Source organism: Enterobacter sp. K510 (assembly GCF_055804875.1).
This window is the reverse complement of sequence record NZ_JBNRLQ010000009.1, coordinates 70,064-95,161: the sequence shown is the minus strand read 5'-3', so window position 1 is coordinate 95,161 and position 25,098 is coordinate 70,064. Positions and strand designations below refer to the sequence as shown.

The following is a 25,098-nucleotide window of genomic DNA, read 5'->3' as shown; positions in this document are numbered from 1 at the left end:
GTCGAGATTGACGATGAACACGCCTGACGCTGTTGTTGTACTCTGTACCGCCCCGGATGAAGCCACTGCCCAGGATCTGGCAGCCAAAGTCCTGGCGGATAAACTCGCCGCCTGTGTCACCCTGTTGCCGGGCGCGACCTCACTCTATTACTGGGAAGGGAAACTGGAGCAGGAATATGAAGTGCAGATGCTGCTGAAAAGCGATCTCGCCCATCAGGAGGCGCTGCTCGCCTGCCTGAAATCGCACCACCCTTATCAGACCCCTGAATTACTGGTTTTACCGGTTACACACGGAGATAGTGATTACCTCTCATGGCTCAACGCTTCCTTACGCTGATCCTGCTGCTGTGCAGCACATCGGCCTTCGCCGGGCTGTTTGACGCCCCGGGCCGTTCCACTTTTGTGCCTGCTGACCAGGCTTTTGCCTTTGATTTTCAGCAAAACCAGCACGACCTGACGCTGCACTGGCAGGTAAAAGAGGGCTACTACCTCTATCGCCAGCAGATCAAAATCACCCCTGCCGGTGCGGAAATCACGCCGCCGCAACTGCCTGCGGGCGAAATGCACGAAGACGAATTTTTTGGCAAAAGCGAGGTGTATCGCCAGCGCCTGGATATACCTGTGACGGTGAATGCTGCCGGTAAAAACGCCACGCTGACCGTCACTTACCAGGGCTGTGCCGAAGCCGGGCTGTGCTATCCGCCGGAAACCAAAACGGTGCCGTTGACGGAAATAGCTGCCGCAACGCCTGCATCGCCGCCCCCAGCGAGCCAGCCTGCCGCCACCGGTGAACTGCCCTTCTCCGCCCTCTGGGCACTGTTGGTCGGCATCGGCATCGCCTTTACCCCCTGCGTACTGCCCATGTACCCGCTGATTTCCGGCATCGTGCTCGGAGGCAAACAGCGCCTTCGCACAGGCCGCGCCCTGCTGCTGGCGTTCATTTATGTGCAGGGCATGGCGCTGACCTACACCGCGCTGGGCCTGGTCGTGGCTGCCGCCGGGCTGCAGTTTCAGGCGGCGCTGCAACATCCTTACGTGCTGATCGGACTGGCGGTTTTGTTCACCCTGCTGGCGCTGTCGATGTTCGGCCTGTTCTCCTTACAGCTGCCTTCCGCGCTGCAAACCCGCTTAACGCTGTGGAGCAATCGTCAGCAGGGCGGCTCCCCCGGCGGCGTCTTTGTGATGGGGGCCATTGCCGGGCTGATTTGCTCCCCCTGCACCACCGCGCCGCTCAGCGCCATCCTGCTGTACATCGCCCAGAGCGGCAACCTCTGGCTCGGCGGCGGCACGCTCTATCTGTACGCGCTCGGCATGGGCCTGCCGCTGATACTGATCACCGTCTTTGGCAACCGCCTGCTACCGAAAAGCGGGCCATGGATGGAGCAGGTCAAAATCGCCTTTGGCTTTGTGATCCTCGCTCTGCCGGTGTTTTTGCTGGAGCGTGTCCTGGGCGATACCTGGGGGCTGCGGCTGTGGTCGATGCTGGGCGTCGCCTTTTTCTGCTGGGCGTTTATCACCAGCCTTACGGCAAAAGCGGCGTGGGTGCGCATCGTGCAGGTTGTTCTGCTGGGCGGCGCGCTGGTCTGCGCGAAGCCGTTGCAGGACTGGGCCTTTGGCGTAAGCGCCGCGCAGAACCTGCCGCACCTTAACTTTACGCCAGTGGCGGATCTGGATGCGCTGCATCAGGCGCTGGCGCAGGCGAAGGGCAAACCGGTGATGCTCGATCTGTACGCCGACTGGTGCGTGGCCTGTAAAGAGTTTGAGAAGTACACCTTCAGCGATCCGCACGTTCAGGCGGCGCTGAAAGATACCGTATTGTTGCAGGCCAACGTGACGGCGAACACCGCGGCAGATGCTGCTTTATTAAAGTCGCTGCATGTTCCCGGTCTGCCCACGATCCTGTTCTTTGATGCGCAGGGCAACGAACAATCCGCCTTACGGGTGGCCGGTTTTATGGACGCGGCGGCCTTCGCCGCGCATTTGCGCAATCGCCAGCCGTAAACGACACTGAGAATGGGAAAAACGGTTCAATAACGCAGGAGGACACCGTGCAACGCGAAGATGTTTTGGGGAACACTCTGCAATTACTTGAACTTAAAGGGATTGCTGACACCACGCCAGAGATGATCGCCGAGCGTATCAATTATCCGCTGGATGAATTTTTACGCTTCTGGCCCGATAAAGACGCGCTGATTTATGATGCGCTGCGTTATCTGAGCACGCAGGTCGATACCTGGCGCAGGCAACTGCTGCTGAACGACGACCTCAGCCTTGAGCAAAAATTGCTGGCCCGCTATGGCGCGCTGAGCGAATGCGTCGCGAATCACCGCTATCCCGGCTGCCTGTTTATCGCCGCCTGTACCTTTTACCCGGATCCGGCGCACCCGATACATCAGCTGGCGGCGCAGCAAAAAAGCGCGGCCTATGAGTTCTCGCACGATCTGCTGCGAAAGATCGGCATTGAAGATGCGCCTATGGTCGCCAAACAAATGGAGCTGGTGCTGGAAGGCTGCCTCAGCCGGATGCTGGTTAACCGCAGCCAGACGGATGTCGACACCGCCCAGCGCCTGGCCGAAGATATTCTGCGTTTCGCCCAGTGCCGTCAGGGCGGCGCGCTGACCTGATCTCAGTGCAGCAAACCCGCCCAGGCTGACAGCAACAGACAGAGCGCCATCGCCCGCTGAAAGCCGCGCAGCGCCGCCGGGGTGCGGAAAATCCGGTTAACGGCATTGCCGGACAGCGCCCAGGCGCTCAGGCAGATCACCGAAATCAGCAAAAACAGCAGCGATAACAGGGTGATGTCCCGCAGCGGATGCGCCCCGTGCGGCGCAAACAGGCTCACTACCGCCAGCGCCATCATCCAGGTCTTGGGATTGATCAACTGTAACAGCGCCGCCGATCTGGCGCTGAAGGGCCGCTGCGCCTCATCAAACTGCGCCGCCGGGGCGCGGAACAGTTGCCAGCTCATCCAGCTTAGCCATAGCGCCCCCATCCAGCTCATCACCGTACGCACCAGCGGATAATCCCGCAGCACCTCCCCCGCGCCCGCGCCGGAGACAAAGACAATCAGGCTCGCCGCCAGACAGGCCCCCGCCACGGCAGGCAGCGTGGCTTTAACGCCAAACCGCTGGCTGCTGGCCAGAATGAGGATATTGGTCGGGCCGGGCGTGATGGACGCCACAAAGGCAAACAGCATAAACGGCAGATACGCAGACAACAGATTCACAGGCAGGGCTCCTTATTGGTGATGCCCTGACTGTGGCGTTATTTTTCGCGCGGGTCTGGAAGATTTGTGCACAGCCTGCGGTAATGCGCCGGTGACAGCCGGTAGGCACGCTGGAACCAGCGCCCGAGATGGCTCTGATCGGCAAAACCGAGCGCCGCCGCCACGCTGGCGGGCTGCTCCCCCTGCGCCAGCATCGCCCGCGCCTTCGCCAGCCGCAGCTGGATCAGCCAGGCGTGGGGCGACAGATGAAACTCCCGTTTAAAACAGCGCGTCAGCGTGAAGCGATCGGTGCCGGTTTCCCGCGCCAGATCGTCAAGGCCGATATTCTCCCCGACAAAAGCATACAGATAATCCCGCGCACGATGGGCTATGGCCCCGCTCTGCACCTGCTCCGGCAGCCGTTTGCGCCACTGGCAGTGCTGCGTCAGCTGGCTTAACAGATTGTCCATGGCGCTGTGTTGCAGAATGCGCATCTCATCGCTGTGCAGCGCGGTAAACGTCTGCGCGATGGCCCGCACGAGCGCCGGTTCACGGGCGATGGTGCGGGTAAAATGCAGCGAATAACTCGAAGGCACGGCCTCATACAGCCCGCGCAGGGTATCGGCGAGCCAGCGTTCATCCAGATAAAAAGTCAGATAGGTAAAGCCGCCCGCTACCGGCGCGTCGCCGTCGTGGATTTCGCCAGGCTCCAGCAAGAACGCATCCCCCGGCGTGCTGCGATGCCGTTCGCGGCGGCAGTGAAACTGCTGCGTGCCGGTCAGCGTCATTCCCACCAGATAGCTGTCATGCCAGTGCGGATCGTAGGCGTGCCCTTCAAAGTGCGCGCGGATCGTTTCTATGCCGGTTTCGTCGTGCTGCCGCAGCTCCAGCCAGTCTTGTGCCATATGTCCTCCCGGATCTCCGAGTGTAGCATTCACAGCCGCGTGAGGAATGTCTGGAAGATTTGTGCAGCCAGGCGAAAAATGGCTGAGATTGCAGCAAACTGCCGTAAAGTTAAGCAACTAAACGCGATTTCCCCAAATACAGTTGACGCCGTAAAGCGATTAAGGTTTAATGCGCCCCGTTGCCCGGATAGCTCAGTCGGTAGAGCAGGGGATTGAAAATCCCCGTGTCCTTGGTTCGATTCCGAGTCCGGGCACCACTATTCAGAAAAACCCGCCTATGGCGGGTTTTTTGCTTTTGGGCATCTGTTCAGATGACTTCTGTTTAGTTCGTAGTAGTAAAAAAAACACCATCCGTCCGGTTGTTTCCTGCGACTTTCACTAGCTCGCGCCCGGCGGCGCAGGCTTGCCGGGCCTACATGATCCCGGCAAGCTTTTACAGCAGGCTACGCTTACACACCTTTTACCCAGCGCGGCGCTTTCATCATGTCGGCGAAATACCACACCAGTTCACACAGCAATCCTGTAAGAGTTTTCTCCATATCCGGCGGCAGCGACTGGCTGTTCAGTACGCGCGTTAAGGTCAGGCAGTATTCACAAAGCAGGTCGGATTCCGGTTCGAAACGCGGCGGTTCCGCAGGCGGGGTATCAACCGTGAGCGCCGGAATAAGATGCGGCGGGATGGCATCATTGAGCGTGGGTTGCAGCAGCGTCAGACAGGCATTGAGTCGCCCGCACATGGCGAGGCGCAGCGCCGTATCATCGCTTTCAATCAGCGCTTCGGCGAAGTGCTCGCAGTGATCCGCCAGCACGGTGAAATCTGTATCTGCGGTGAAGGGAACGGTAAGTAAGTTATTGGACTGCTCTATATAGGTAGCCATAAGGGTAGACTCCAACGAGGTTTTATAACCCACCACGTAAGAGACCAATCTTATGGGTGGTGGGACTGAACGGAGTTGGTCTTACCGGTCTCGTTGGCTACCGGCGCACCTTGCGGCGCCCCCGTTCAGCCCACCATTGAGATGTAGCAGAACGCACGACATAAAAATCAATGTCGCCAACGAGTTAACATCAGGAGACCAATCCCGGCACCTGATTTTGCAGGTGCGGGAAGATGCTACTGCCAGACGCGATTAACGGCAAGCGGAAACAGTAGCGCGATTTGCGGCGCGCCTCGCAAAGACGGTCCAAAAACTGTCGTACCCTTTCGGCGATGTTAACAATGCCTTCTGCGCACTCTGCTGGCGTTACTGGTGACAGTTTATCTGCGAGTATGTTGAACACCTCATGCCCGAAAGTTATACTTTGTATAAACAAATGGGGAGTTCGCGATGAGCATTGCAATCAAAAAATGGGGAAACAGTAATGGCGTTATCCTTCCCGCCCTGCTTCTCAGGCAACTGGGTGTCAGCGCTGGTCAGTCTCTGGATGCAGAAGTCCGGGACGGCGCGCTTATTCTGACGCCAGTACGTCAACGCTATACGCTTGAAGAACTGGTCGCACAGTGCGATGCCAGCGCACCAGCAACCAGCGAAGAAGAAATATGGGGTAAGGATGCGCCAGTGGGGAATGAAATATGGTAAAGCGTAAGCAGGGATGGCAGCGCGGCGATATAGTCATGGTTGATTTTAATCCTGCTGTTGGCAGCGAACAGCGGGAACCACGTCCGGCATTGATTCTTACGAAAAAACTGTTTAACGATTTGGGCATGGCGTTCGTCGCACCGGTTACTCAGGGCGGTAATTATGCCCGTCATGCCGGGTTTACCGTTTCGCTTTCCGGCTCTGGCAGTAAAACGCAGGGGGTGGTTCTTCTCAATCAGGCCCGGATGATTGATCTCAACGCCCGCGACGCCCGGTTTGTTGAAGTCCTGGACGAAGCCGTTGTTAACGATGTTCTGCTCAGATTCTCCACCCTCGTCGAAGCAGATTAAGCCGCTCACCCGCACCCCACCTTTCTCCCCAGCAGTTCCGGCCACAGCGCCGCCCAGTTTCCACCGTGATCCATTCCGGGGATCACCGCCACCTGCGTACAGCGCGGGCCGGTCGCCTGACGGAAACGTCCGGCCACGGCGGGCGGTACGGTACTGTCATCCGCGCCGCTGTAATGGATCTGCGGCAGGTTTTTCAGGGCCGGGGCGACATCAATAGCGCTCTGCGCGTCCGGCATTGGGGTCACATGATGCAGTGCATTCACATAAGCCACATCCAGATTGCCCGCCACCGTGCGCAGCGCGATGACGTCCTGCCTGCGGGCCGCCAGCAGCGCGGCGATATTGCCGCCGCCGGAATAGCCCATCAGCTCAAACTCCACCTGCGGATATTGCGCCTTCACCTGGCTTAACGCCGCGTTCATCGCCGCCACGACCGCGGCGGAAAAACGCTGATCCGTCCATACCCGCGGCTGACAGGCGGCGGGCAGCGGCGGGCCGATAAACTGACAAGGGCGTGCCAGATACAGCACGTTCGCCGACGGATCCGCCGCCGCCAGTTGCAGGCCCACCGGGTTACGCGGCGTCGGATCGTCAGACGGGCGCGTGCGGCTGACCCAGGCAAAACCATCCCCTTCGATATATACCCGCAGACGCGTAACCGGCGGCGTGATGCGCTGCCAGCCGCGCACAGTAATCCAGTCCGTGACGAATTCTCGCGCCTTCAGCTGGCGTTTTTTCGCAAGTGTGCTAGCAGTCTCGCGGGGATCCGAAGTAGTACAGCCGCTTAACAATAAAACGAAGCTAATCAATAACACAGCTTTAAAATACCCACGATTTATTACCATTTCCTGGCTCCACGCGAGAGAGGTTTAAGTTAAATATTAAAGTAAGCCTTAATTCCGCCGATAAATCATTAAGCACCGCTTATTGTTTTGTTAGCCATTAAGTGGGTGTTCTGCGCCGGAGACAAATTCAGATTAGTCTGAACAGTGTTACTACCCGCACATACTTTTTACAAACAGCGCGACATCGCAATGGTACATCATGAATAAATTACGTATCTGCCAGCAAGGATCTTTGCTGGTTGCTTTAACCTCCGCGCAAGGACTGCTGGCACCACACGCACTCGCTATATCGAGTGATTACACCATTAATACCCCACAGTCCGATGTGCAGATCGCCAACGCTTACGATCGGGTCATTATTACCGATCAGGGTTCTGCCACCGCTCCCCCCAGCGGCTCCGCGCTTCATGTCATGCAGGGTATATCCGTTAATACGCTGAATAACGACGGTAGCATCAGCGCTGATAATGCGAATATGTATACGCAGTCTAACGGTATCTGGAATGAAGGCACTATCGGCACCCTGAATAACACCGGCACCATTACCTATACAGGTAATAATAACGCTGGTAATAATGCTGCGGTCTACAATACGGGTGAGATCGGTACCTTTAATAACGAGGGTACAATTAAGAGTGCCTATATAGGGATCCGCAATGACGGCCTTATTAACACGCTGACTAATAACAGTAAAATTAGCGGTTCCCTTGTCGGGTTATATAACCGGAATAATGCCGCCAGTAATAATAACGCAGGCAGCGTGATCATTAACAACGGTCTGATCAGCGGTGCCTATGGGATCTACAGTTATAATTATCTGAATAACACCAGCACCCTGAATCTGGTAAACAACGGCACTATTACCGGCACAACCTATGCAATTCATGCCTCCGGTAATAATGGCTCCGCCATGGTGCTGGCCAACAGCGGCACGATCAAAGGCACGTTACGCTCCGATAACGGCGCATCGCTGGATATTATCGGCGGTAGCAATAATAACGTTGGCGTACTGACCGGCACCAACGGTATCGGTAAGATCCTGAGCGCCAGCGATGTCTTCTTCCGCTCCGGCTCGCTGCTGCTGAATGATAACATCAACACGCCAGGCACTGTGGTGAACGACGCGGCCAGCCTGCAGGTGAACACTCCGCTGAATATCACTGGTAATTACCATCAGCATGCCACTGGCGCGCTGATCCTTGGCGTGGCTGATAATGCGGTCGCGACCGGCGATAAAGCAGCCGACAGCAGCTATGGCCGTCTGGTTGTCAGCGGCGCGGCTACCGTTGATGCAGGCTCCAGCGTCTCCCTCGCGCGTACCGGCAACACCTATCAGTTTGCGGCGGGTCAGCGTTATGTGGTGATCGACGCGAACAGCGCTAACACAAACTACAACGCCGGGACACTGAACTATAAAGCCGCAGGCTATGACGGCCTCGTGACAGGTTCCACCGTCACCGATAATACGAACAGTGCGCTGGTGGTAACCCTGGAAAAACCACCGGTCGTGGTCACACCGCCTGAAGTAAGCGTGCCTGTCGAGACGCCGGTGGTGGTCACGCCGCCTGTGGTCATCACCCCGGTGGAAACAACACCTGTTGTCACGACACCCGCCGAAAAACCGCCGGTCGTTACCGTGCCGGAAGTGACCACCCCGGTCGTCACTACGCCGGTGTTGCCGCCTGTGGTGGTGACTCCGCCGGTGACTGCTCCTGCTGAACCGCAGCCTGCTGAGCCAGTACGGGCAACCACGCCTAACGCCACGGCGTCGCTGGGTGGTCTGGCGAATTACTCCGGTATCTCTCCGCAGCTGCTTGAGCTTTACAACGCCTCGCTGGCCATTGACGGCGAGCAGGAAGCGAACCGCGTCGGCGAACGTCTGTCCACCGGGCAGAGCATCAGCGCCAGCGCGGCAACCGGCGTGGCGAACTCCACGGCGATGTCGGTGGTGGGCAATCATATGGATACCGTGCGTAATCCGCAGACGGCGGGCGCCAGCGGGGTATCCACCGGTGATGACTACAGCAACTGGATCGTCTGGGGCCAGCCGTTCGGCGGTTATGCCCGTCAGGACACCACCGACGACGTCAGCGGCTACAGCGCGAAATTCGGCGGCCTGATCCTCGGTGCCGATCGCGCGCTGGGCGACGACTGGCGCGTGGGTGCGGCGATGAACTACAGCAACACCTCGGTGCACGGCAAAGACAACCTGAGCGGCAACACCTCAACCGCTGACAACTACGGCGTGATTGGTTATGCGGCTTACACCGGCAATCCGTGGTTCCTGAATCTGTCTGCGGCAGTGAACCGTCAGAACTATGACTCGGTGCGTCGTGCTGATTTCACCGGCTTCTCCGGCACGGCGAAGGGCAAGTTCAACGGCCAGTCCGTCACCCTGCAAAGCGAATTCGGTTATCCGCTGACGCTGCCTGCGCAGGTCGTGGTCACGCCGCTGGCCGCACTGGCTTACAGCTATCAGCATGTTGATGGCTATAAGGAAAGCGGTGGCAACGGCATGGCGCTGGACGTGGATGCCTCACACTCCCAGTCCGTGATCAGCGATATCGGCGTCCGTGTACAGAAAACCGTGGATACCCCGCTGGGCGCGCTGACGCCGTTTGCGCAGATCTCCTGGATCCACCAGTACGATAACCGTCGCATGAGCAATAATGCGTCCTACGTGGCCGATACCCTGGGCGAAACCCAATTCACCACCAAAGGCGCGTCGCCGGTGAAAGATATGGCGGGACTGGCAGTGGGCACCACGCTGTACAGCGCCAATGATTTGACCATCGACGCCCGTTACGATGTTCAGGCCAGCGATACTTACCAGGCGCACACCTTCAGCCTGCGTTTAAACAAATCGTTCTGATTTAATTCCACGGGGCCGGTAACGGCCCCTGTTATTTTCAGGTTGTCTCCGCCGCCGTTCCGGTCAATAGTTAAGGTTTTCATCCGGATGAAAACCCATGCCATCCTCTCTGTTAAAAGTCGCAGCCCTGCTGCTGGCGCTGATTGTTGTCTACACCGGTATTTACGCTGGCGATAAAATTACCTGGCTGATGGAAGTCACGCCGGTGCTGATCCTCGTTCCCCTGCTGTGGGCCACCCACGCGCGCTATCCCCTCACCCCCTTGCTGTATACGCTGATTTTTTTCCACGCCATTATTCTGATGGTCGGCGGCATGTACACCTACGCGAAAGTGCCGATTGGCTTTGATGTGCAGGCGTGGCTGGGGCTTGACCGCAACCCCTATGACAAACTCGGTCACTTTTTCCAGGGGCTGGTGCCGGCGCTGGCAGCGCGGGAGATCCTGGTGCGCGGTGCCTTTGTGCGCGGGCGGAAAATGCTCGGCTTTGTGGTGTGCTGTATTGCGCTGGCGATCAGCGCCATGTATGAGCTGATCGAGTGGTGGGCGGCACTGGCGATGGGCCAGGGCGCAGACGATTTCCTCGGCACCCAGGGCGATCCCTGGGATACCCAGTCAGACATGTTCTGCGCGCTGCTGGGTGCGCTGACCACGGTGCTGCTGCTGGCGCGTTACCATCAGCGGCAGTTATCCCGTTACCTTAACGCGGCCTAACCTCTATACTCTGGTCATCATTTCCCGACGGGCATTTATGATGACTCCAGCACTGACCCGCTCATGGCGGCTCCCCGGCGCGATAACCTGCACCCTTATCGCGCTGGCGGCTCTTCTGCTGTTGCACCACCACTGGGGCGCTTTTTTGCAGTGGTGCCTGAGCACGCAGATCACGCTGCACCGTTATCTGGTGATGTATCTGCTGCAACTCAATAACCATCAGCTGAGCGGCGGCCTGTGGCTGCTGGTCGGCGCGTTCTTTTACGGCGTGCTGCACGCTATCGGGCCAGGGCACGGCAAATTTATCGTTACCACCTGGCTCGGCACTAATCAGGAAAGCCCGCTGGCGGCGCGGCTGATCCCGTTTTTCGGCAGCCTGTTGCAGGGCGTCAGCGCCATTGCCTTTGTCTTTATCCTCGCCGTTGGCTTTAACCTGGCGTCGGGGGATCTGAGCCAAAGCCGCTGGTACGTCGAAAAAATCAGCGCGCTGCTGATCGGCGGCTTCGGCTGCTATGTGATCTATCAGGCCGCCAGAAGCCTCCCCACGCGCGGACTGCGTATCCATCGCATGAAACCGCTTCACACAGGACACGCGCCGGACTGCGGCTGTGGTCATCATCATGGCGTGGGCTTAGCCACCAGCGGCGACTGGAAAACGCGCGCGGGCGTGATGCTCTCTATCGGCGCGCGCCCGTGCAGCGGGGCGATCATGATTTTGCTGTTTTCGAATGCGCTGGGCATGGTCAGCTGGGGCATGGCAGCGGTGATGACCATGTCGCTCGGCACCGGTCTTTCGATCATCGGCCTGTCGCTGGCGGTACGCTATGCCCGCAACCGTACGGCGGCGCTGTTTGGCGGGCAGCGCCAGACATGGATTGTTCCGGCGCTGAAAATCGCCGGGGGGATGGCGATAATACTTTTTGCCTCAGTGCTGTTTTTAACGGTAATACCGGTGAGCGCGAACGGGGATTTTATTGCGGCGGGATGTTAACCCTCTCCCATGGGGAGAGGGTCGGGGTGAGGGGAAGATTACTCGTCGATACGCGGGTGCTGCTGCACCAGACGGGTACGCTTCTCCTGCAGTTCAGCGATCTCCTGATCAATATCTTCGATTTTCTGCTCGATATTGTCGTGATGCTCACGCAGGATCTCACGGGCTTCCTGAATGTCCGACGCCGCCGGGGTTGCGCCGCGCAGCGGGCGGTTCGCCGTCTCTTTCATGGTAATACCGGTAATCAAACCAATCACCGCCACCACCATCAGGTAATAGGCAGGCATCATCAGGTTCTCTGAGCTTTCCACCAGCCAGGCGGCCAGGGTTGGCGTCAGACCGGCAATCAGCACCGAGATATTAAAGGCGCTCGCCAGCGCGCTGAAGCGGATATGCGTCGGGAACATCGCCGGTAAGGACGAGGCCATCACGCCGGTGAAGCAGTTCAGGATCACCGCCAGCATCAGCAGCCCGGCAAAAATCAGGCCGATGATATTACTGTTGATCATAATGAACGCCGGAATAGCCAGCGAGAACAGCGCCACGCTGCCCAGAATGATAAACGGGCGGCGGCCAAAACGGTCGCTCAGCAGGCCCATCACCGGCTGCACAAACAGCATCCCGATCATGATGGCGATGATAATCAGTACGCCATGATCTTCGGAATAGTGCAGGTTATGGGACAGGTAGCTTGGCATGTAGGTCAGCAACATGTAATAGGTCACGTTGGTGGAGATCACCAGACCAATACAGGTCAGCAGGCTGCGCCAGTGTTTGGTGGCAATCTCTTTGAACGAGACTTTCGGCCCGTCCTGCAACCCTTCGCGATCGCCCTGCTCCAGCTTATCCACATGCTGCTGGAACGCCGGGGTCTCTTCCAGCGCATGACGCAGATAAAGACCAATCAGACCCAGCGGCAGCGCCAGGAAGAACGGCAGACGCCAGCCCCAGTCAAGGAAGTTCTCTTCACCGACGACGGTGGAAATCAGCACCACCACGCCCGCGCCCAGCACGAAACCGGCAATGGAGCCGAAATCCAGCCAGCTGCCCATAAAGCCGCGCTTACGGTCAGGAGAGTACTCCGCCACGAAGATTGACGCCCCGGTGTATTCGCCGCCCACCGAGAACCCCTGCGCCATTTTACACAGCAACAGCAGGATCGGCGCCCAGATGCCTATAGAGGCATAAGAGGGGATCAGACCAATACAGAAGGTACTGACGGACATGATGACAATCGTCATGGCGAGTATTTTCTGACGGCCATACTTATCGCCTAACATGCCGAAGAACAGTCCGCCCAACGGACGAATAAGGAAAGGTACAGAGAAGGTCGCCAGCGCCGCGATCATCTGCACGCTGGGGTTAGCATCCGGGAAGAAGACCTTACCGAGCGCATAAGCAACAAATCCATAAACACCGAAATCAAACCACTCCATCGCATTACCGAGCGATGCGGCGGTGATTGCCTTGCGAAGTTTCCCATCATCAATAATGGTCACATCGCGCAGCGTGATTGGCTTTACTTTTTTCCTTTTTAACATTCTTTATCCTCATGGACTTTGCCCTGAACGCACAGCCGACGGAAGCGTAAAAACTCTCGTCATTACACTACACAGTTAATGGTTGCCGGGTGATTGCGTTCTTTAATATCAAGCGTAGCAGGTTTGGTTACGTAAGCTGGTTAAAGTCTGGACAGCCAAACCTGTTGACGCCTGTTCGGGCAGTTAATGACCTCTTTACCCTAACAGGGTTTAAAACCGTGATCAACTTCACACATATTTACCCACCACTGACAAAACCCTCATTTTTATGGGAATAAGGTGATCCTCAAACGAATCACTAACCCGGTCAAAAACACCTTATTTTTACAACTCATTTACAGGCTTTTTAATATCTGGAGCCTTTAAGAAACTTTACGTGAAATATGTGATCCAGATAACTAAAACACTGTTTCGTTTTCATTGAATCAATATTCCGATGACTGCATCATAGCGCCAGGCACACTTAAAGAGGAAAGCACTGGCGGCACCTGTCGGCATATAACGCGATCCCCGCGATGAGATAAACGCAACTCATCAGCGAACTATCTGATTGATTTTATTAATTTTACATTTTTTAGCTTTTATCGCGCGCATGGCGCGGTGAAGCGTGAGGATCTTCAATGAAAATCAAGGCCACGATCGAACGCATCCCCGGCGGGATGATGCTGGTTCCCCTGCTTCTTGGGGCAATTCTAAATACCCTGGCACCGGATACCGGCGCTTATTTTGGTTCCTTCACGAAAGGGATGATCACCGGTACGGTGCCTATTCTGGCAGTGTGGTTCTTTTGTATTGGCGCCTCCATTGATTTACGCGCTACCGGCACGGTACTGCGTAAATCCGGTACGCTGGTGATCACTAAAATTGCCGTGGCATGGATAGTGGCAATGATTGCCGCCACCTTTATTCCGGAAACCGGAATTCAGGCGGGCTTCTTTGCCGGGCTGTCGGTGCTGGCTATTGTCTCTGCCATGGATATGACTAACGGCGGCCTGTACGCCAGCCTGATGAACCAGTACGGCACCAAAGAAGAGTCCGGCGCCTTCGTTCTGATGTCGCTGGAATCCGGCCCGCTGATGACCATGGTGATCCTTGGATCCGCCGGTCTGGCCTCCTTCGAACCGCATCACTTTATCGGCGCGGTCCTGCCGTTCCTGATTGGTTTTGCGCTGGGCAACCTGGATCACGATTTCCGCGCATTCTTCAGCAAAGCGACGCCGGTGCTGATCCCGTTCTTCGGTTTCGCGCTGGGGAATACCATCAACCTGAATGTGATCATGAATACCGGTCTGCTGGGGATCTTCCTGGGCGTGGCGGTCATCATCATTACCGGTATCCCGCTGATCCTGGCGGACCGCTGGATTGGCGGTGGTAACGGTACGGCGGGCGTGGCAGCGTCATCGGCGGCAGGCGCGGCAGTGGCAAACCCGGTGATTATCGCGCAGATTAACCCGGCCTTCGAACCGGTAGCCGCATCAGCTACGGCGCTGGTGGCAGCCAGTGTGATTGTGACGGCGATTCTGGTGCCCATCATTACCGCGCTTTATGCGAAGCGCTATGGCAACCCGCAACAATCGCCTGCGGCGGTTGAACAAGAGAAAGCGACAGAGTCGCTGCATCACTGACAGACTATTTCCCCTCTCGCCTGGCGGGAGGGGAATTACACGCCCTCGCTAAAGACTTCCTCCACCAGCGCCGTCGCCAGACGCGTCGCAGAACAGAGCCGCGGCATACCCAGTGCCACCGTTTGCCAGCTTTGCGTCACTGACCAGCACACCGGATGACGATCGACATCGCACCAGTCCCCCAACCAGCCCAGCAGATCTTTATTATCCATCAGGCCCGGCGTGGCGGGTGTGGTTAACCATTGATGATAGAAATGGCGGGTGGCCGGTGACGCCCCTATCCCCTGCGCCATAAAATCGGCGGCCATAATGCGCAGATTGTCTTTCAACAGGCTGGACACTTCCGGCCGGGTTAAGCGGCAGGCATCGCCAAACGCGCCCCAGCGCAGCTCTTCCAGCGCGATAAAACAGCGTCCGGCCAGCGACCAGCCATCGTATTTCCCGGCGCGCCAGCGGGTAAAAATCTGCTCACTGTGCAGTCCGGCCTGCACCATCAGCCCGCGCTGGGTCAGGGCTTTCTCTTTTGAGGCGGCGCGCAGACTGAAATGCGCCAGCATATCGTCATACTGTTTTTGCAGCGCGGCAGACAGCCCGGGGCGACGTTCACTGTTCTGCTGCAACATCGTCAGGCGCTGCGTGATACGCGCCAGCGCCAGCTGACCCGGATCGAACATGCTGGCGAGTTTTTCCACCAGCCCGAGACGCAGCGCATCATTTTCATGATACATGCCGGACATCGCCCACGGACGCAGCTGCGTCTGGGTCATGATCTCCTGCGTCAGCCGTTCGCGAAACGCCTGTTGCTGGGGCACGATTTGCGTCTGCCGGGGGGCATCGATGCCCTGCACCAGATCGACAATAAATTTTGGCTGGATGCACTCCAGCGTCTGCCCGGGTCCGTCGAGAAGTCGGTTTTTCATGGTTGATCTGCCGCAAACAGGGTTTGAATATCATCGCGCAGCAACCGGGCATCTTCGTGGATCCAGTTGGCAGTGGTGATGCATTGCCGGAGATGCTGACGCAGCGCCGCCGCCGTCGATTCATTCTGCTGACGAATCGCCAGGCTGTCACGCAGGCTTTCCTGTAACCCCGACAAACTGTGCGAAAACTCGGCGAAAAAGGTCGCCATCCCCGCCGTTACGGACACATCCACCTGCGCCGCCAGCGCCTTGCGGATCTGCGCGCAAAAATGCGCAACGTGATTAATCAGGTTCTGGTGCAGCGAGGTCACGTCGATAACGTAACGGGTACGGGTGACGACATAATCATTCCAGCCCCAGCCCGGATTGTTCAGCCAGCGCGACATGCTGTCCCGCACGCCGCTGACGCGCGACTGCCCGGCAGGGATATCTTCGGCGGCGATGGCATCCACAAACAGTTGCCGCGTATTGAAGTTCAGCGTGCTGGCCTGAAACGCCGGTAAGCTGATGCGCGCGCGAAAACCGGCGTGGCTCAGCTCTTCCTTTATACGGGTTTCAATCGGGCGCATCGCGTCCTGTAACGAACGGGTCAGGGTGTACTCCAGCTGATCAAAACGCTGCGCCAGTTCACGGCTGATGCGATCCTGCGCGCCCAGCAAAATCACCTCGCAGGCGGAGCGGATTTTACTCAGCGCCACCTGCGCCTGGCTTTCATCCTCCAGCACCAGTTTACCGACGCCAAACTCCTCGTCAGCGTTGATAAGCGTGGCCTCTTCCGGTCGCTCGCTGTGGGTAAAATAGTGGTCGATCTCGCTGATAATGGTCGCCTGCTCGCCATTGATAAAGCGATCGGCGGCAGCCAGCGCATCTTCCACTTCATGATTCACTTCGTCGCTGACCCGCTCCTGGCAGGCGTGCAGCAGACGGGTATCCTCTTCCAGCCGGGCGATATTCTGCTCCAGATTTTCCAGCGCCACCGTCAGCCCCTGATAGCGAAAATCCAGATACTCGCGGGCGCTCTGGGCATAATTGAGCAATTTGTGCGAAGCAGATCGCAGCGCATACAGCGAGGCATTGGCATGGGCGGCGTGCAGCAGTTTCTGGATCGGCTGCTCAAACAGCGAGTCTTCCCACAGCAATTCGGCGGCATGCTGAATATGCGCGCTGTCATCCAGATCGGTCAGCCGCCAGCGGCGGCCCAGGGCGGCTTCGGCAAAGTCCTGCACCCAGCGCTGTTCTTCAGGATCGGGCAGTTTACCGCTACGCAGCAGCTCGTGCCGGGCACGGTTTGCCAGATAACCCCACATGGAGGAGACCGGGAAAATCTGCGTCGGCGTGATATGCCCTTTCATTAAAGTACCGGCGATCAGCGTGCGCACCTGATCGGCATCGTCACTGTTGCGATCCTTCTGGTCGAACTTATTCACCAGCGCAAACAGCGGCACCGACTTGCCGACGGCGGCAATCGCCTCGCGGACTTCTTCATCGGAAATCGACTTGAGTTGGGTGTAATCCATCACTGCCAGTACCGCCGAGGCGCGCGCCAGCTGCTCTTTCAGCATCTGCTGCAAATGCGGCTGACCGGCTTCATTCGGCCCGGGGGTATCAAGCAGCGTCAACTGCCCCATGTTTTTTTCCAGCCCGGCGAGATGCACAAACTCCACCTCAATAACCGGAATATGCTCCAGCGCCGTATAGGAAGAAAACGGGAAATCGACGTCCAGCGCTTTCGACAGGCGCACCAGATCGTTGAGGCTTTTCAGGCAGTGAAAGATCGGCTGCGCGCCCAGATAGTGCTTATCAAAAGCATCGCCCTGACGAATACGATCCAGCAGCGTCTGCATGTCCTTATCAATTTCCAGCTTCTGCGCCAGTTTCTCGCGATCGAAGCCAAACAGTCGCATCTGCAACTGTTGGGTCAGGGTATCAATAGGCCCGACGTGGGAAAAATGCAGCACCGGCTCTTTTTGCCCCGGCGTATGGCGGATCAGGGTTGGCAGCGCGGTCATCGGACGGTTGCGGTTAGGCAGCACTTCCGTGCCGACGATGGCGTTAATGGTGGTGGATTTCCCCGCCTTCATGGTACCGACGATAGCGAGCACCATCTCCAGACGGGTAATTTTGCGCAGTTCGTTACTCAGCGTCGCCTGCTGAGCGTCAATTCCACGCGCGCTGAAATGCAAAGGATGAACATTGGAGGCGTTGTTTATATCGGTAATCAACGCATCATCAAGCTTTGCTACCGGCATCGTTTGTAATGAATGAAGATTATGCAGGGAAAGCTGCAACAACCTTTCGGCTTCCTGGCTCAATTCAAATATTGTCTGTGTGTGCATGATAAAAGTCTTTCCTTAACGCAAATTTTTATAACTTTTATTTAGCCGAGCGGTTTGTTTAATGTAGTGTCGGCTTTTTTAATTACGCGTGGAAAAATATCTGAAAAAAGATAACTACCTGACGTGACTCAATAAAAAATTCTAAATTATGATGCAGTTCAGCGAGTTACTTTGCTCATGTCAGAAACAAAAGCAACGGCGCGTAGACTAATTTTAAGAGTTACCAGGATATATCTTCATTTATTTACCCACCCAAATTGAGAGGTAAGTCGCCGACTTCGGCAGGAGACAGAGCTGGTGCCGAGAGCTGCTTTTTAATAACACTGGATGCGTGATCTCACCATATATGAATTGGTTCAGAGTGGCAATTTCCACCGAAAAATATTGAAAATTAGCGCTCATTCATGCATCAGAATACCTCACCTGTTAAGCATGGCTTAACTGCCTGACAGGGTGTGTCACGTCGATCACTTTTAGTGAAAAAAGAATAGCACCGACAACAGTAAGGATTTGGTGTACAATCTTCGACCTTTTTGGCAGCCTGCCATTTTTCGGTGGACGGACTTCCACCCCCATTAGCCTTTTATTGAGGAATGATTATGCAACTCCCCCACTGCCCGAAATGCAATTCTGAATACACTTACGAAGACAACGGCATGTATATCTGCCCGGAATGCGCGAACGAGTGGAACGACGCCAGCGCGTCGGACGACAGCGACACGCTGATCGTCAAAGATGCCAATGGCAATCTGCTGGCCGACGGCGACAGCGTGACGGTCGTTAAAGATCTGAAAGTGAAAGGCAGCTCTTCAATGCTGAAAATCGGCACCAAAGTGAAGAATATCCGCCTGGTGGAAGGCGATCATAATATCGACTGCAAAATCGACGGCTTTGGCCCGATGAAGCTGAAATCCGAATTTGTGAAAAAGAACTGATCGTTCGGGCGGGCAGATAACGTTCCCGCCCCTGCCTTTCCCCTGCCAGCTTCACTATTCCGTCATCTCTGCTTAACGCAAACGTCATACTTCCTTGCCACTCTGGCTCTCATCTTCACTATGGAGCCCTCCATGCATTCCATGACCACCATGAATAATAACGTGCAGGACGCGCAGCACAGTTTTCGTCGTCTGTTAAAAGCCATGAGCGAGCCGGGGGTAATTGTTGCCCTGCACCAGTTAAAACACGGCTGGCAGCCACTCAATCTGGCGACCTCCAGCGTACTGCTGACACTGGCCGATAAAGACATGCCGGTGTGGCTGTCGAATCCGCTGCATAACGATTTTGTGATCCAGAATCTGCGCCTGCACACCCGCGCGGCGCTGGTGAATGAGCCACATTTCGCCACCCTTGCGCTGGCCGATGATACGCTCAGCGCCGCCGAACTGGACGCCCTTTTCGCTGCCGCCGCCGCGCAGCCCGACCCTGTCACGCTGATCGTGCAGGTTTCCGGCTTAAGCGGCGGTCGTATGCTGCGCCTGACCGGGCCTGGCATTCATGAGGAGCGCATGATCGCGCCGCAACTGCCGCACTGCATCGTTCATGCTCTTGCCGACCGCCTGCACGCCTTCCCGCTGGGCATTGATCTGCTGCTCACCCACGGCGAACGTCTGCTGGCGCTGCCGCGTGATACGCATATTGAGATGTATTGATCAGTCAGGAATGCACTGCAAATGGCCGTGATGCACGCCGCGCTGGGAGATGATTTCGTCGGCGTAGTGCTGAATATCGTGCAGATTGCCTTTGAGGATCGCCACTTCCAGACAGTCGTCATGGCTGACGTGAACGTGCAGCGTCGACACCGACAGATCGTGGTGCTGATGCTGGGCCGCCACCAGCCGCGATGACAGCTCGCGGGTTTCATGCTCATAGACATAGCTCAGCACCGCATAGCCGTGCTGATCGGCCTCTGTCGCCGCCTCTTCCGCCAGCGATTGCCGCACAATATCCCGCAGGGCTTCTGAACGGCTCTGGTAGCCGCGTTTATCGCTCAGACGATCGAGCGTTGCCAGTAAATCATCATCAATGGTGATGGTGATGCGCTGCATACAATTCCCTTCTGTTAGCGTACCGGAAAAGCGGGCAATACCGCCTGCTGTAAGGCGATCCCGGCAGGCGTTGCAAAGCACAGCTGCGCATCCACCGGGCGGGTTTCGATAATGTGGCCGTTGTCCATCACCATCACCCGCTGACAGAAGCGCTTCACCAGCCGCAGATCGTGGGTAATAAACAGAAAGCCGATATTCAGCTGCGCCTGGAGCTGCTTCAGCAGCGCCACGATGTGCGCCTGGAGTACCAGATCGAGGTTGGACACCGCCTCGTCCAGCACCAGTAATTTCGGCCGTACCGCCAGCGCGCGCGCCAGGCATACGCGCTGTAATTGTCCGCCGCTGAGCTGCGACGGTAGTTTGCTCATGAACGTATCGTCCAGTTCCACGCTGGCGAGCGTACTCAGAATACGCTCCTGCTGTTCCGCTGCCGACAGGCTGGTCAGGTGGCGCAGCGGTTCGGCAATAATTTCCGCCACGGTTTTACGTGGATTCACCGCGCTCAGCGCGTCCTGGAACACCATCTGCACATCCTGGCGAAAGCGCCGGGCCTCGGCGCGCGCCAGGCGGTGAATATTCTGCCCCTGATAGCGCACCTCGCCGCGCTGCGGTTTTTCCAGCCCGGCGATCAGCCGCGCCAGCGTGCTTTTACCGCAGCCGCTGCGTCCGAGCAGCGCCAGGGTTTCGCCCGCGCGGATGTCAAAAGAAATGTCTTCCAGCACGGCTTTTTGCTGCCCGCGCCGGAACAACCCTGACGAGGTGTAGCCGTGGGAAACCTGGTGGATGGCGATCAGCGTCATTGCGGCAACGCCTCACCATACAGCGCCAGATGCGCGCTCACCAGCCGCCGTGAAAGCGGATGCTGCGGGCGATAAAAGAGATCGTCCACCGTGCCCTGCTCCACAATCCGCCCCTGTTCCATCACCGCCACCTCATCGGCCAGCCGCGCCACCACGCCCATATCGTGCGTCACCAGCAGCATCCCCGGCGCGCGGGTTTTCATGACATCCGCCAGCACATCAAGGATACGCGCCTGCGCCACCGCATCGAGATCGGTGGTCGGCTCATCGGCAAACATAAAGGGCGCATCGCCGAGCAGCGCCAGCGCAATCATCACCCGCTGCAACATGCCGCCGCTCATCTCAAAGGGATAAAGTGACAGTACGCGCGCGGCCTGCTCCAGCCCGACATCCGCCAGCCGTGCCAGCAGCAGGGCATCGCTGCCGTTTTTACCCAGCGCCTGACAGGTTTCCCTGGCGTGATCGCGGATGGTGCGCAGCGGATTAAAGGCGCTGCGCGGGTTTTGCATCACGCAGGACACCCGCCTGCCGCGCAGTTCATGGGCCGCCGCCACTCTGCCGTCGAGCAGCACCTGCCCGCCGGTGCGCCGTACGCCCGGGGGCAGTTCGCCCAGCGCGCCGTTGCAGGTCAGCGATTTGCCGCAGCCGCTGTTACCCACCAGCGCCAGTACGCGCCCCCGGCGCAGGGTCAGCGAGACGTTATCCACCAGGCACGTACCGGCGGCATAAAAGGAAAACCCGTCGAGGGTCAGCGTGTTCATGAATGGCTCTCCTGCAAAGCCCTGCCGGGATCGAGGTGGTCGCGCAGCGCGTCGCCCACCAGGTTAAAACTCATCACGCTGATAAACAGCGCCAGCCCCGGCCAGAACATTTGCAGCGGCTGCGTCCAGATATACTGTCGCGCGTCGTTGATCATGATCCCCCACTCCGGCGTCGGGGCGGTGACGCCCAGCCCGAGAAAAGACATCCCTGCGATGTGCAGCATCATGTGGCCGGTATCCAGCGTGGCGAGGATCAGCAGCGACGGCAGCACCGCGCCGCTGATGTGCTCAATAAAAATCCGCACCCGGCTGGCCCCGGCGAGACGCGCGGCCAGCACAAACTCCCGCTGGCGCAGCGACAGCACCATGCTGCGCACCATGCGCGCGTACCAGGCCCAGTGCGACAGGGCGATGGCGATGATCACGTTGGTGATGCCGGTGCCGAGGATCGCCACGAGGAAAAATGACAGGATCGAGGTGGGAAAGGTCATAAAGAGATCGGCGACGCGCATGACCAGCTGATCGGTGCGCCCGCCGAGCAACCCCGCCGCGCCGCCCGCGATCATGCCGATCGTCAGCACCAGCAGCAGGCAGAGCAGCACTGCGCCAAGGGAGATACGCGTGGCCGCCAGCAGACGGCTGAAGATATCGCGTCCCAGGTGATCGGTGCCCAGCCAGTGCTGGCTGTCCGGCGCTGACAGGCGCTCCGGCAGGTTAATGGCCAGCGGATCGAATGGCAGCCACCACTGGCTGGTCAGCGCCACCATAAACAGCAGAGCGATGATCAAAAGCGCCATGCGCACCGGCCAGCGGGCAAGAAAAACCGTGTTCATGCGTGCTGTCCCTCGTGGCTGCGCACGCGCGGATCCAGCGCGGCGTTGATCATATCCACCAGCAGATTGCCGATCACAAAGACGGTCACCATCAGCAGGGTAAAGCACTGGATCACCGGATAGTCGCGGTTAAAAATGGCGGAGACGGCGTAACGGCCGACGCCTGGCCAGGCAAAAATACTTTCGACGATCAGCGTGCCGCCGATCAGCTCGCCGATGTGCATTCCCAGCGCGGTGACCAGCGGAACGGCGGCGTTTTTCAGCACATGGTGGCGCTCGGTTTGCGCCGCCGTTAAGCCCCGCAGCCGCGCCCAGGTCACATGCCGCTGCCCTGCCACTTCCAGCATACTGGTGCGCAGCAGACGGGCGTTGATCGAAAGGGACATAAAGGCAATGGAAACCGCCGGCAGGATCACGTAGCGCCAGCCGCCGTAGCCCATCGCCGGCAGCCAGTTCAGCTTCACGGAAAAGAGCATCACCAGCAGAAACGCCAGCCAGAAATTAGGCATTGAGACGCCGAGGAAAGCGATCACGCGCACGATATGATCCGGCAGGCGGTTGGGATAACGCGCCGCCCAGACGCCGAGCGGCACGGAGATCGCCAGGATCAGCACCAGCGCCAGTCCCGCCAGTTGCAGGGTGGCGGGCAGAAAATGCAGCAGATCGTCGAGCACCGGACGCCCTGTGGCATAAGAGACGCCGAAATCCAGCCGCGCGGCGCGCATCAGCCAGTGCCAGTACTGCACCGGCAGCGGCGCGTTAAGCCCGAGCATCTCCCGCGTGGCGGCCAGCACCTCCGCCGTCGGCGGCACGCCGGAAAGGCGTAAATAGTCCATCGCCGGATCGCCGACGCCCAGATGCAGCATCAGAAACACCAGCAGCGAGGCGGCGAGCAGGATCGGGATCAGCAGCAGCAAACGACGTAGCGCCCAGTTCAGCATCATGGCTGCGCCACCGGACTGAGCTGTTCGAAGGGGATCTCTGACGCCATCGGCGCGAAGGGGATGGCTCCCAGTTCAGGCCGCGATACCGCCATCACCGAGACATAGCTGAGCGGCAGATAGACCGCTTCCTGATGCAGCCGGGTGAGGATGTCTTTATATAAGGCCTGGCGGGCGGTTTCATCCTGCTGCGTCAGCACCTGGCCGATTTCCTGGTCGATGAGCGCCTTATCAGGCAACCCCAGCTGCGCCTGGTAATCCGCATGGGATGGCACGCGCATGGAACTGATAAACGCATGGGGATCGTAAGGCGCGCCCCAGGTGCGGTTGAAAATCATGCCGAAGCGACCGTCCCGCTGGCGGGCGTAGATACTGCTCTCTTCTTCGCCGATAAGCTGAATATCGACGCCGATTTTGCGCAAATCTGCCTGAATAATCTCCGCCATCGCCTTGCTTTCGGCATCGGTACCGGTAAAGGCCAGTTCAATGCGCAGCGGCTGGCCGTTTTTCTCGCGGATAGCGTTACCGGCAGGCAGCGTCCAGCCAGCTTTTTCAAGCAGGGCGCGGGCCTGCGCCGGATCGTAGCCGCGCGGTTTAAGCCCGATATTCGCATAGGGCACCGACGGGGCGAACAGCGTGTCCGCCGCCTGCTGTGTGCCGTAGAGCGCAGTGGCGATCATGGTTTTTTTATCCACCGCATAATTAAGGGCTTCGCGCACCGCCAGATCATTCGTGGGGGCAAGCCGGGTATTGAGCGCCAGCATCACCGTTTCCACCGGCGCGGAAAGTTGCGTGTGGTACGCCGGGTTCTGGCTAAAGCGCGCGAAGGTATCGAGGGGTAGCAGCCCTTCGCTGCCGTACAGCAGATCCACCTCCCCGGTTTCAAAGGCAATGGCGCGGCTGGTGGGATCGGGGATCACATTAACCCTCACCCTGCCGATCGCCGGTTGTTTTCCCCAGTAATGCGGGTTGCGCACGAAGACATCATCCTGATTCAGCCGCGACGAGTGCAGCATCCACGGCCCGGTGCCGACCGGCGCTTTAATGCCGTTTTTCGTGCCGCCATCGACAAACTGCGACGGGGCGATAAAGCGGAACGGTCGCGGCAGCGCCAGCTCCTGTAAAAACGGGTAGTAGGCGCTTTTCAGCGTAATTTGCAGCTTTTGCGGACCGAGCGCTTTGACATCGGTGATTTGGTTCACCAGTTCCAGCCAGCTGTGGCGGGCGCGGTTAGCCAGCACGGCGCGGAAATTCGCGACGGCGGCGTCGGCGTTGAAAGGTTCGCCATTGGAAAAAGTGACCTTTTCGCGCAGGGTGAAGACCCAGGTTTTCCCGTCGGCGGAGTGCGTCCAGCCGGTAGCCAGCCACGGCTCCACCCTGCCGCCCGCCGCGTATTTCACCAGCGGTTCATACACCATGCTCTGCGCAAACATCTGGTTGGGGGTGTAAAGATGCGGGTTGAGCGGGCCAACGTTGACCGGCCAGGCGGTGGTGAGCGTCGTCGGGTCAGTCTGAGAGAAGGCGACAGCGGAAAAACAGAGCAGTACGCCAGTGATGATCGAGCGGAGTGTGAACACGACAGGGAACCTGTGCAGGAAAAGTATGATGATTATAAGAATTGATCACACTGAAATGTTGATGTGGCGCAAGTGAGGGGCGATTGCGCCGGGTGGCGCTGCGCTTACCCGGCCTACAGCTCTTCCCCGACGTTCGACACGTCAAATCTGACGACAGCGCGCTTTTCGTCAGGGTTTTCACTCCCTTCCTGCTCCGCATCCCGCAGAAATACCCGCATAAAGAATATGGCATGCAATCTGCATAACGGGGGCAAGTGCG

General features: G+C 58.0%; 24 protein-coding genes and 1 tRNA gene. 12 read left to right on the top strand and 13 right to left on the bottom strand.

The window, feature by feature from the left end; translation table 11 throughout:
• Positions 1 to 13 precede the first annotated feature (13 nt).
• The 3 genes from cutA to ACQUTD_RS16300 are packed head-to-tail and all read left to right on the top strand — an operon-like array spanning position 14 to position 2,624.
• A complete protein-coding gene (cutA, locus tag ACQUTD_RS16310; RefSeq protein WP_072570238.1) occupies positions 14 to 337 on the top strand; it encodes a divalent cation tolerance protein CutA in 324 nt (107 codons plus the stop codon).
• Positions 313 to 2,001: a protein-disulfide reductase DsbD gene (locus ACQUTD_RS16305; protein ID WP_473276843.1), complete on the top strand. Its 1,689-nt coding sequence runs from the start codon at positions 313 to 315 to the stop codon at positions 1,999 to 2,001. The genes cutA and ACQUTD_RS16305 overlap by 25 nt, the downstream gene beginning before the upstream one ends.
• 47 nt (positions 2,002 to 2,048) lie before the next feature.
• Complete coding sequence (locus tag ACQUTD_RS16300; protein ID WP_072570236.1) at positions 2,049 to 2,624, top strand: transcriptional regulator; 576 nt, start codon at positions 2,049 to 2,051, stop codon at positions 2,622 to 2,624.
• 2 nt (positions 2,625 to 2,626) lie between these two features.
• On the opposite strand, the gene ACQUTD_RS16295 is transcribed toward ACQUTD_RS16300, so the two are convergent.
• Both ACQUTD_RS16295 and ACQUTD_RS16290 read right to left on the bottom strand, forming a co-directional pair.
• A complete protein-coding gene (locus ACQUTD_RS16295) occupies positions 2,627 to 3,226 on the bottom strand; it encodes a LysE family transporter (protein WP_473276845.1) in 600 nt (199 codons plus the stop codon).
• A gap of 38 nt (positions 3,227 to 3,264) precedes the next feature.
• Positions 3,265 to 4,110, bottom strand: a complete 846-nt coding sequence (locus ACQUTD_RS16290; protein ID WP_473276847.1) for an AraC family ligand binding domain-containing protein — start codon at positions 4,108 to 4,110, stop codon at positions 3,265 to 3,267.
• Between the two features lie 181 nt (positions 4,111 to 4,291).
• Here ACQUTD_RS16290 and ACQUTD_RS16285 point away from each other — a divergent pair.
• Positions 4,292 to 4,367, top strand: a tRNA-Phe gene (locus ACQUTD_RS16285).
• Between the two features lie 192 nt (positions 4,368 to 4,559).
• Here the strand turns inward: ACQUTD_RS16285 and ACQUTD_RS16280 are convergent.
• Positions 4,560 to 4,988 (bottom strand): hypothetical protein, encoded by a 429-nt coding sequence (locus ACQUTD_RS16280; protein ID WP_072570232.1) that lies wholly within the window; start codon positions 4,986 to 4,988, stop codon positions 4,560 to 4,562.
• Between the two features lie 450 nt (positions 4,989 to 5,438).
• Here ACQUTD_RS16280 and ACQUTD_RS16275 point away from each other — a divergent pair, with 450 nt between their 5' ends.
• The gene (locus tag ACQUTD_RS16275; RefSeq protein WP_072570231.1) at positions 5,439 to 5,690 is read left to right on the top strand and encodes an AbrB/MazE/SpoVT family DNA-binding domain-containing protein; all 252 of its coding nucleotides are present in this window, start codon (positions 5,439 to 5,441) and stop codon (positions 5,688 to 5,690) included.
• Positions 5,684 to 6,040 (top strand): type II toxin-antitoxin system ChpB family toxin, encoded by a 357-nt coding sequence (locus tag ACQUTD_RS16270; RefSeq protein ID WP_072570230.1) that lies wholly within the window; start codon positions 5,684 to 5,686, stop codon positions 6,038 to 6,040. The genes ACQUTD_RS16275 and ACQUTD_RS16270 overlap by 7 nt, the downstream gene beginning before the upstream one ends.
• 5 nt (positions 6,041 to 6,045) lie before the next feature.
• Here ACQUTD_RS16270 and ACQUTD_RS16265 read toward each other — a convergent pair whose 3' ends face one another.
• The gene (locus ACQUTD_RS16265; RefSeq protein ID WP_473276850.1) at positions 6,046 to 6,885 is read right to left on the bottom strand and encodes an alpha/beta hydrolase family protein; all 840 of its coding nucleotides are present in this window, start codon (positions 6,883 to 6,885) and stop codon (positions 6,046 to 6,048) included.
• A 199-nt stretch (positions 6,886 to 7,084) separates the two neighbouring features.
• On the opposite strand from ACQUTD_RS16265, the gene ACQUTD_RS16260 reads away from it, so the two are divergent.
• From ACQUTD_RS16260 to ACQUTD_RS16250, 3 genes are all read left to right on the top strand, one after another.
• Positions 7,085 to 9,757, top strand: coding sequence for an autotransporter domain-containing protein (locus tag ACQUTD_RS16260; protein ID WP_473276851.1), 2,673 nt, complete (start codon positions 7,085 to 7,087; stop codon positions 9,755 to 9,757).
• Between the two features lie 97 nt (positions 9,758 to 9,854).
• Positions 9,855 to 10,469, top strand: coding sequence for a DUF2238 domain-containing protein (locus ACQUTD_RS16255; protein WP_318375671.1), 615 nt, complete (start codon positions 9,855 to 9,857; stop codon positions 10,467 to 10,469).
• A gap of 37 nt (positions 10,470 to 10,506) precedes the next feature.
• A complete protein-coding gene (locus ACQUTD_RS16250) occupies positions 10,507 to 11,460 on the top strand; it encodes a HoxN/HupN/NixA family nickel/cobalt transporter (protein ID WP_473276853.1) in 954 nt (317 codons plus the stop codon).
• Positions 11,461 to 11,498: 38 nt separating this feature from the next.
• Here the strand turns inward: ACQUTD_RS16250 and proP are convergent, their stop codons facing one another.
• On the bottom strand, positions 11,499 to 13,001 hold the full coding sequence (gene proP, locus ACQUTD_RS16245; RefSeq protein WP_072570225.1) for a glycine betaine/L-proline transporter ProP: 1,503 nt from the start codon (positions 12,999 to 13,001) through the stop codon (positions 11,499 to 11,501).
• Between the two features lie 620 nt (positions 13,002 to 13,621).
• On the opposite strand from proP, the gene kdgT reads away from it, so the two are divergent.
• A complete protein-coding gene (gene kdgT, locus ACQUTD_RS16240) occupies positions 13,622 to 14,626 on the top strand; it encodes a 2-keto-3-deoxygluconate transporter (RefSeq protein ID WP_318372917.1) in 1,005 nt (334 codons plus the stop codon).
• 35 nt (positions 14,627 to 14,661) lie between these two features.
• On the opposite strand, the gene ACQUTD_RS16235 is transcribed toward kdgT, so the two are convergent.
• Positions 14,662 to 15,546, bottom strand: coding sequence for a diguanylate cyclase regulator RdcB family protein (locus tag ACQUTD_RS16235; protein WP_072570223.1), 885 nt, complete (start codon positions 15,544 to 15,546; stop codon positions 14,662 to 14,664).
• Positions 15,543 to 17,882, bottom strand: a complete 2,340-nt coding sequence (crfC, locus tag ACQUTD_RS16230) for a clamp-binding protein CrfC (protein WP_072570222.1) — start codon at positions 17,880 to 17,882, stop codon at positions 15,543 to 15,545. Before crfC ends, ACQUTD_RS16235 begins: the two co-directional genes overlap by 4 nt.
• Positions 17,883 to 18,481: 599 nt before the next feature.
• Here crfC and ACQUTD_RS16225 point away from each other — a divergent pair.
• Positions 18,482 to 18,817, top strand: coding sequence for a zinc ribbon domain-containing protein YjdM (locus ACQUTD_RS16225; RefSeq protein ID WP_218336978.1), 336 nt, complete (start codon positions 18,482 to 18,484; stop codon positions 18,815 to 18,817).
• Positions 18,818 to 18,949: 132 nt separating this feature from the next.
• Positions 18,950 to 19,531, top strand: coding sequence for a phosphonate C-P lyase system protein PhnH (gene phnH, locus ACQUTD_RS16220; protein ID WP_473276856.1), 582 nt, complete (start codon positions 18,950 to 18,952; stop codon positions 19,529 to 19,531).
• On the opposite strand, the gene nikR is transcribed toward phnH, so the two are convergent.
• Genes nikR through nikA form a run of 6 tightly spaced genes read right to left on the bottom strand, consistent with a single transcriptional unit; the run spans position 19,532 to position 24,839 of the window.
• Positions 19,532 to 19,927 (bottom strand): nickel-responsive transcriptional regulator NikR, encoded by a 396-nt coding sequence (gene nikR / locus ACQUTD_RS16215; RefSeq protein WP_072570219.1) that lies wholly within the window; start codon positions 19,925 to 19,927, stop codon positions 19,532 to 19,534.
• A 14-nt stretch (positions 19,928 to 19,941) separates the two neighbouring features.
• Positions 19,942 to 20,727, bottom strand: a complete 786-nt coding sequence (gene nikE / locus ACQUTD_RS16210) for a nickel import ATP-binding protein NikE (RefSeq protein ID WP_473276858.1) — start codon at positions 20,725 to 20,727, stop codon at positions 19,942 to 19,944.
• Positions 20,724 to 21,488 (bottom strand): nickel import ATP-binding protein NikD, encoded by a 765-nt coding sequence (gene nikD / locus ACQUTD_RS16205; protein WP_072570217.1) that lies wholly within the window; start codon positions 21,486 to 21,488, stop codon positions 20,724 to 20,726. Before nikD ends, nikE begins: the two co-directional genes overlap by 4 nt.
• Positions 21,485 to 22,321, bottom strand: a complete 837-nt coding sequence (gene nikC, locus ACQUTD_RS16200) for a nickel ABC transporter permease subunit NikC (RefSeq protein ID WP_473276860.1) — start codon at positions 22,319 to 22,321, stop codon at positions 21,485 to 21,487. Before nikC ends, nikD begins: the two co-directional genes overlap by 4 nt.
• The gene (gene nikB / locus ACQUTD_RS16195; protein ID WP_473276891.1) at positions 22,318 to 23,262 is read right to left on the bottom strand and encodes a nickel ABC transporter permease subunit NikB; all 945 of its coding nucleotides are present in this window, start codon (positions 23,260 to 23,262) and stop codon (positions 22,318 to 22,320) included. The genes nikC and nikB overlap by 4 nt, the downstream gene beginning before the upstream one ends.
• Complete coding sequence (gene nikA / locus ACQUTD_RS16190) at positions 23,262 to 24,839, bottom strand: nickel ABC transporter substrate-binding protein (RefSeq protein ID WP_473276861.1); 1,578 nt, start codon at positions 24,837 to 24,839, stop codon at positions 23,262 to 23,264. Before nikA ends, nikB begins: the two co-directional genes overlap by 1 nt.
• Between the last annotated feature and the right edge of the window lie 259 nt (positions 24,840 to 25,098).

What these genes read in the sequence shown, in the direction of transcription:
- nikB (WP_473276891.1), bottom strand. Translation starts at nt 23,262, where the DNA reads ATGCTGAACTGGGCGCTACGTCGTTTGCTGCTGCTGATCCCGATCCTG.
- ACQUTD_RS16270 (WP_072570230.1), top strand. Translation starts at nt 5,684, where the DNA reads ATGGTAAAGCGTAAGCAGGGATGGCAGCGCGGCGATATAGTCATGGTT.
- phnH (WP_473276856.1), top strand. Translation starts at nt 18,950, where the DNA reads ATGCATTCCATGACCACCATGAATAATAACGTGCAGGACGCGCAGCAC.
- nikR (WP_072570219.1), bottom strand. Translation starts at nt 19,927, where the DNA reads ATGCAGCGCATCACCATCACCATTGATGATGATTTACTGGCAACGCTC.
- kdgT (WP_318372917.1), top strand. Translation starts at nt 13,622, where the DNA reads ATGAAAATCAAGGCCACGATCGAACGCATCCCCGGCGGGATGATGCTG.
- ACQUTD_RS16260 (WP_473276851.1), top strand. Translation starts at nt 7,085, where the DNA reads ATGAATAAATTACGTATCTGCCAGCAAGGATCTTTGCTGGTTGCTTTA.
- ACQUTD_RS16290 (WP_473276847.1), bottom strand. Translation starts at nt 4,110, where the DNA reads ATGGCACAAGACTGGCTGGAGCTGCGGCAGCACGACGAAACCGGCATA.
- nikD (WP_072570217.1), bottom strand. Translation starts at nt 21,488, where the DNA reads ATGAACACGCTGACCCTCGACGGGTTTTCCTTTTATGCCGCCGGTACG.
- crfC (WP_072570222.1), bottom strand. Translation starts at nt 17,882, where the DNA reads ATGCACACACAGACAATATTTGAATTGAGCCAGGAAGCCGAAAGGTTG.
- ACQUTD_RS16275 (WP_072570231.1), top strand. Translation starts at nt 5,439, where the DNA reads ATGAGCATTGCAATCAAAAAATGGGGAAACAGTAATGGCGTTATCCTT.
- nikE (WP_473276858.1), bottom strand. Translation starts at nt 20,727, where the DNA reads ATGACGCTGATCGCCATCCACCAGGTTTCCCACGGCTACACCTCGTCA.
- ACQUTD_RS16235 (WP_072570223.1), bottom strand. Translation starts at nt 15,546, where the DNA reads ATGAAAAACCGACTTCTCGACGGACCCGGGCAGACGCTGGAGTGCATC.
- proP (WP_072570225.1), bottom strand. Translation starts at nt 13,001, where the DNA reads ATGTTAAAAAGGAAAAAAGTAAAGCCAATCACGCTGCGCGATGTGACC.
- ACQUTD_RS16250 (WP_473276853.1), top strand. Translation starts at nt 10,507, where the DNA reads ATGATGACTCCAGCACTGACCCGCTCATGGCGGCTCCCCGGCGCGATA.
- ACQUTD_RS16280 (WP_072570232.1), bottom strand. Translation starts at nt 4,988, where the DNA reads ATGGCTACCTATATAGAGCAGTCCAATAACTTACTTACCGTTCCCTTC.
- cutA (WP_072570238.1), top strand. Translation starts at nt 14, where the DNA reads ATGAACACGCCTGACGCTGTTGTTGTACTCTGTACCGCCCCGGATGAA.
- ACQUTD_RS16225 (WP_218336978.1), top strand. Translation starts at nt 18,482, where the DNA reads ATGCAACTCCCCCACTGCCCGAAATGCAATTCTGAATACACTTACGAA.
- ACQUTD_RS16255 (WP_318375671.1), top strand. Translation starts at nt 9,855, where the DNA reads ATGCCATCCTCTCTGTTAAAAGTCGCAGCCCTGCTGCTGGCGCTGATT.
- ACQUTD_RS16265 (WP_473276850.1), bottom strand. Translation starts at nt 6,885, where the DNA reads ATGGTAATAAATCGTGGGTATTTTAAAGCTGTGTTATTGATTAGCTTC.
- nikC (WP_473276860.1), bottom strand. Translation starts at nt 22,321, where the DNA reads ATGAACACGGTTTTTCTTGCCCGCTGGCCGGTGCGCATGGCGCTTTTG.
- ACQUTD_RS16305 (WP_473276843.1), top strand. Translation starts at nt 313, where the DNA reads ATGGCTCAACGCTTCCTTACGCTGATCCTGCTGCTGTGCAGCACATCG.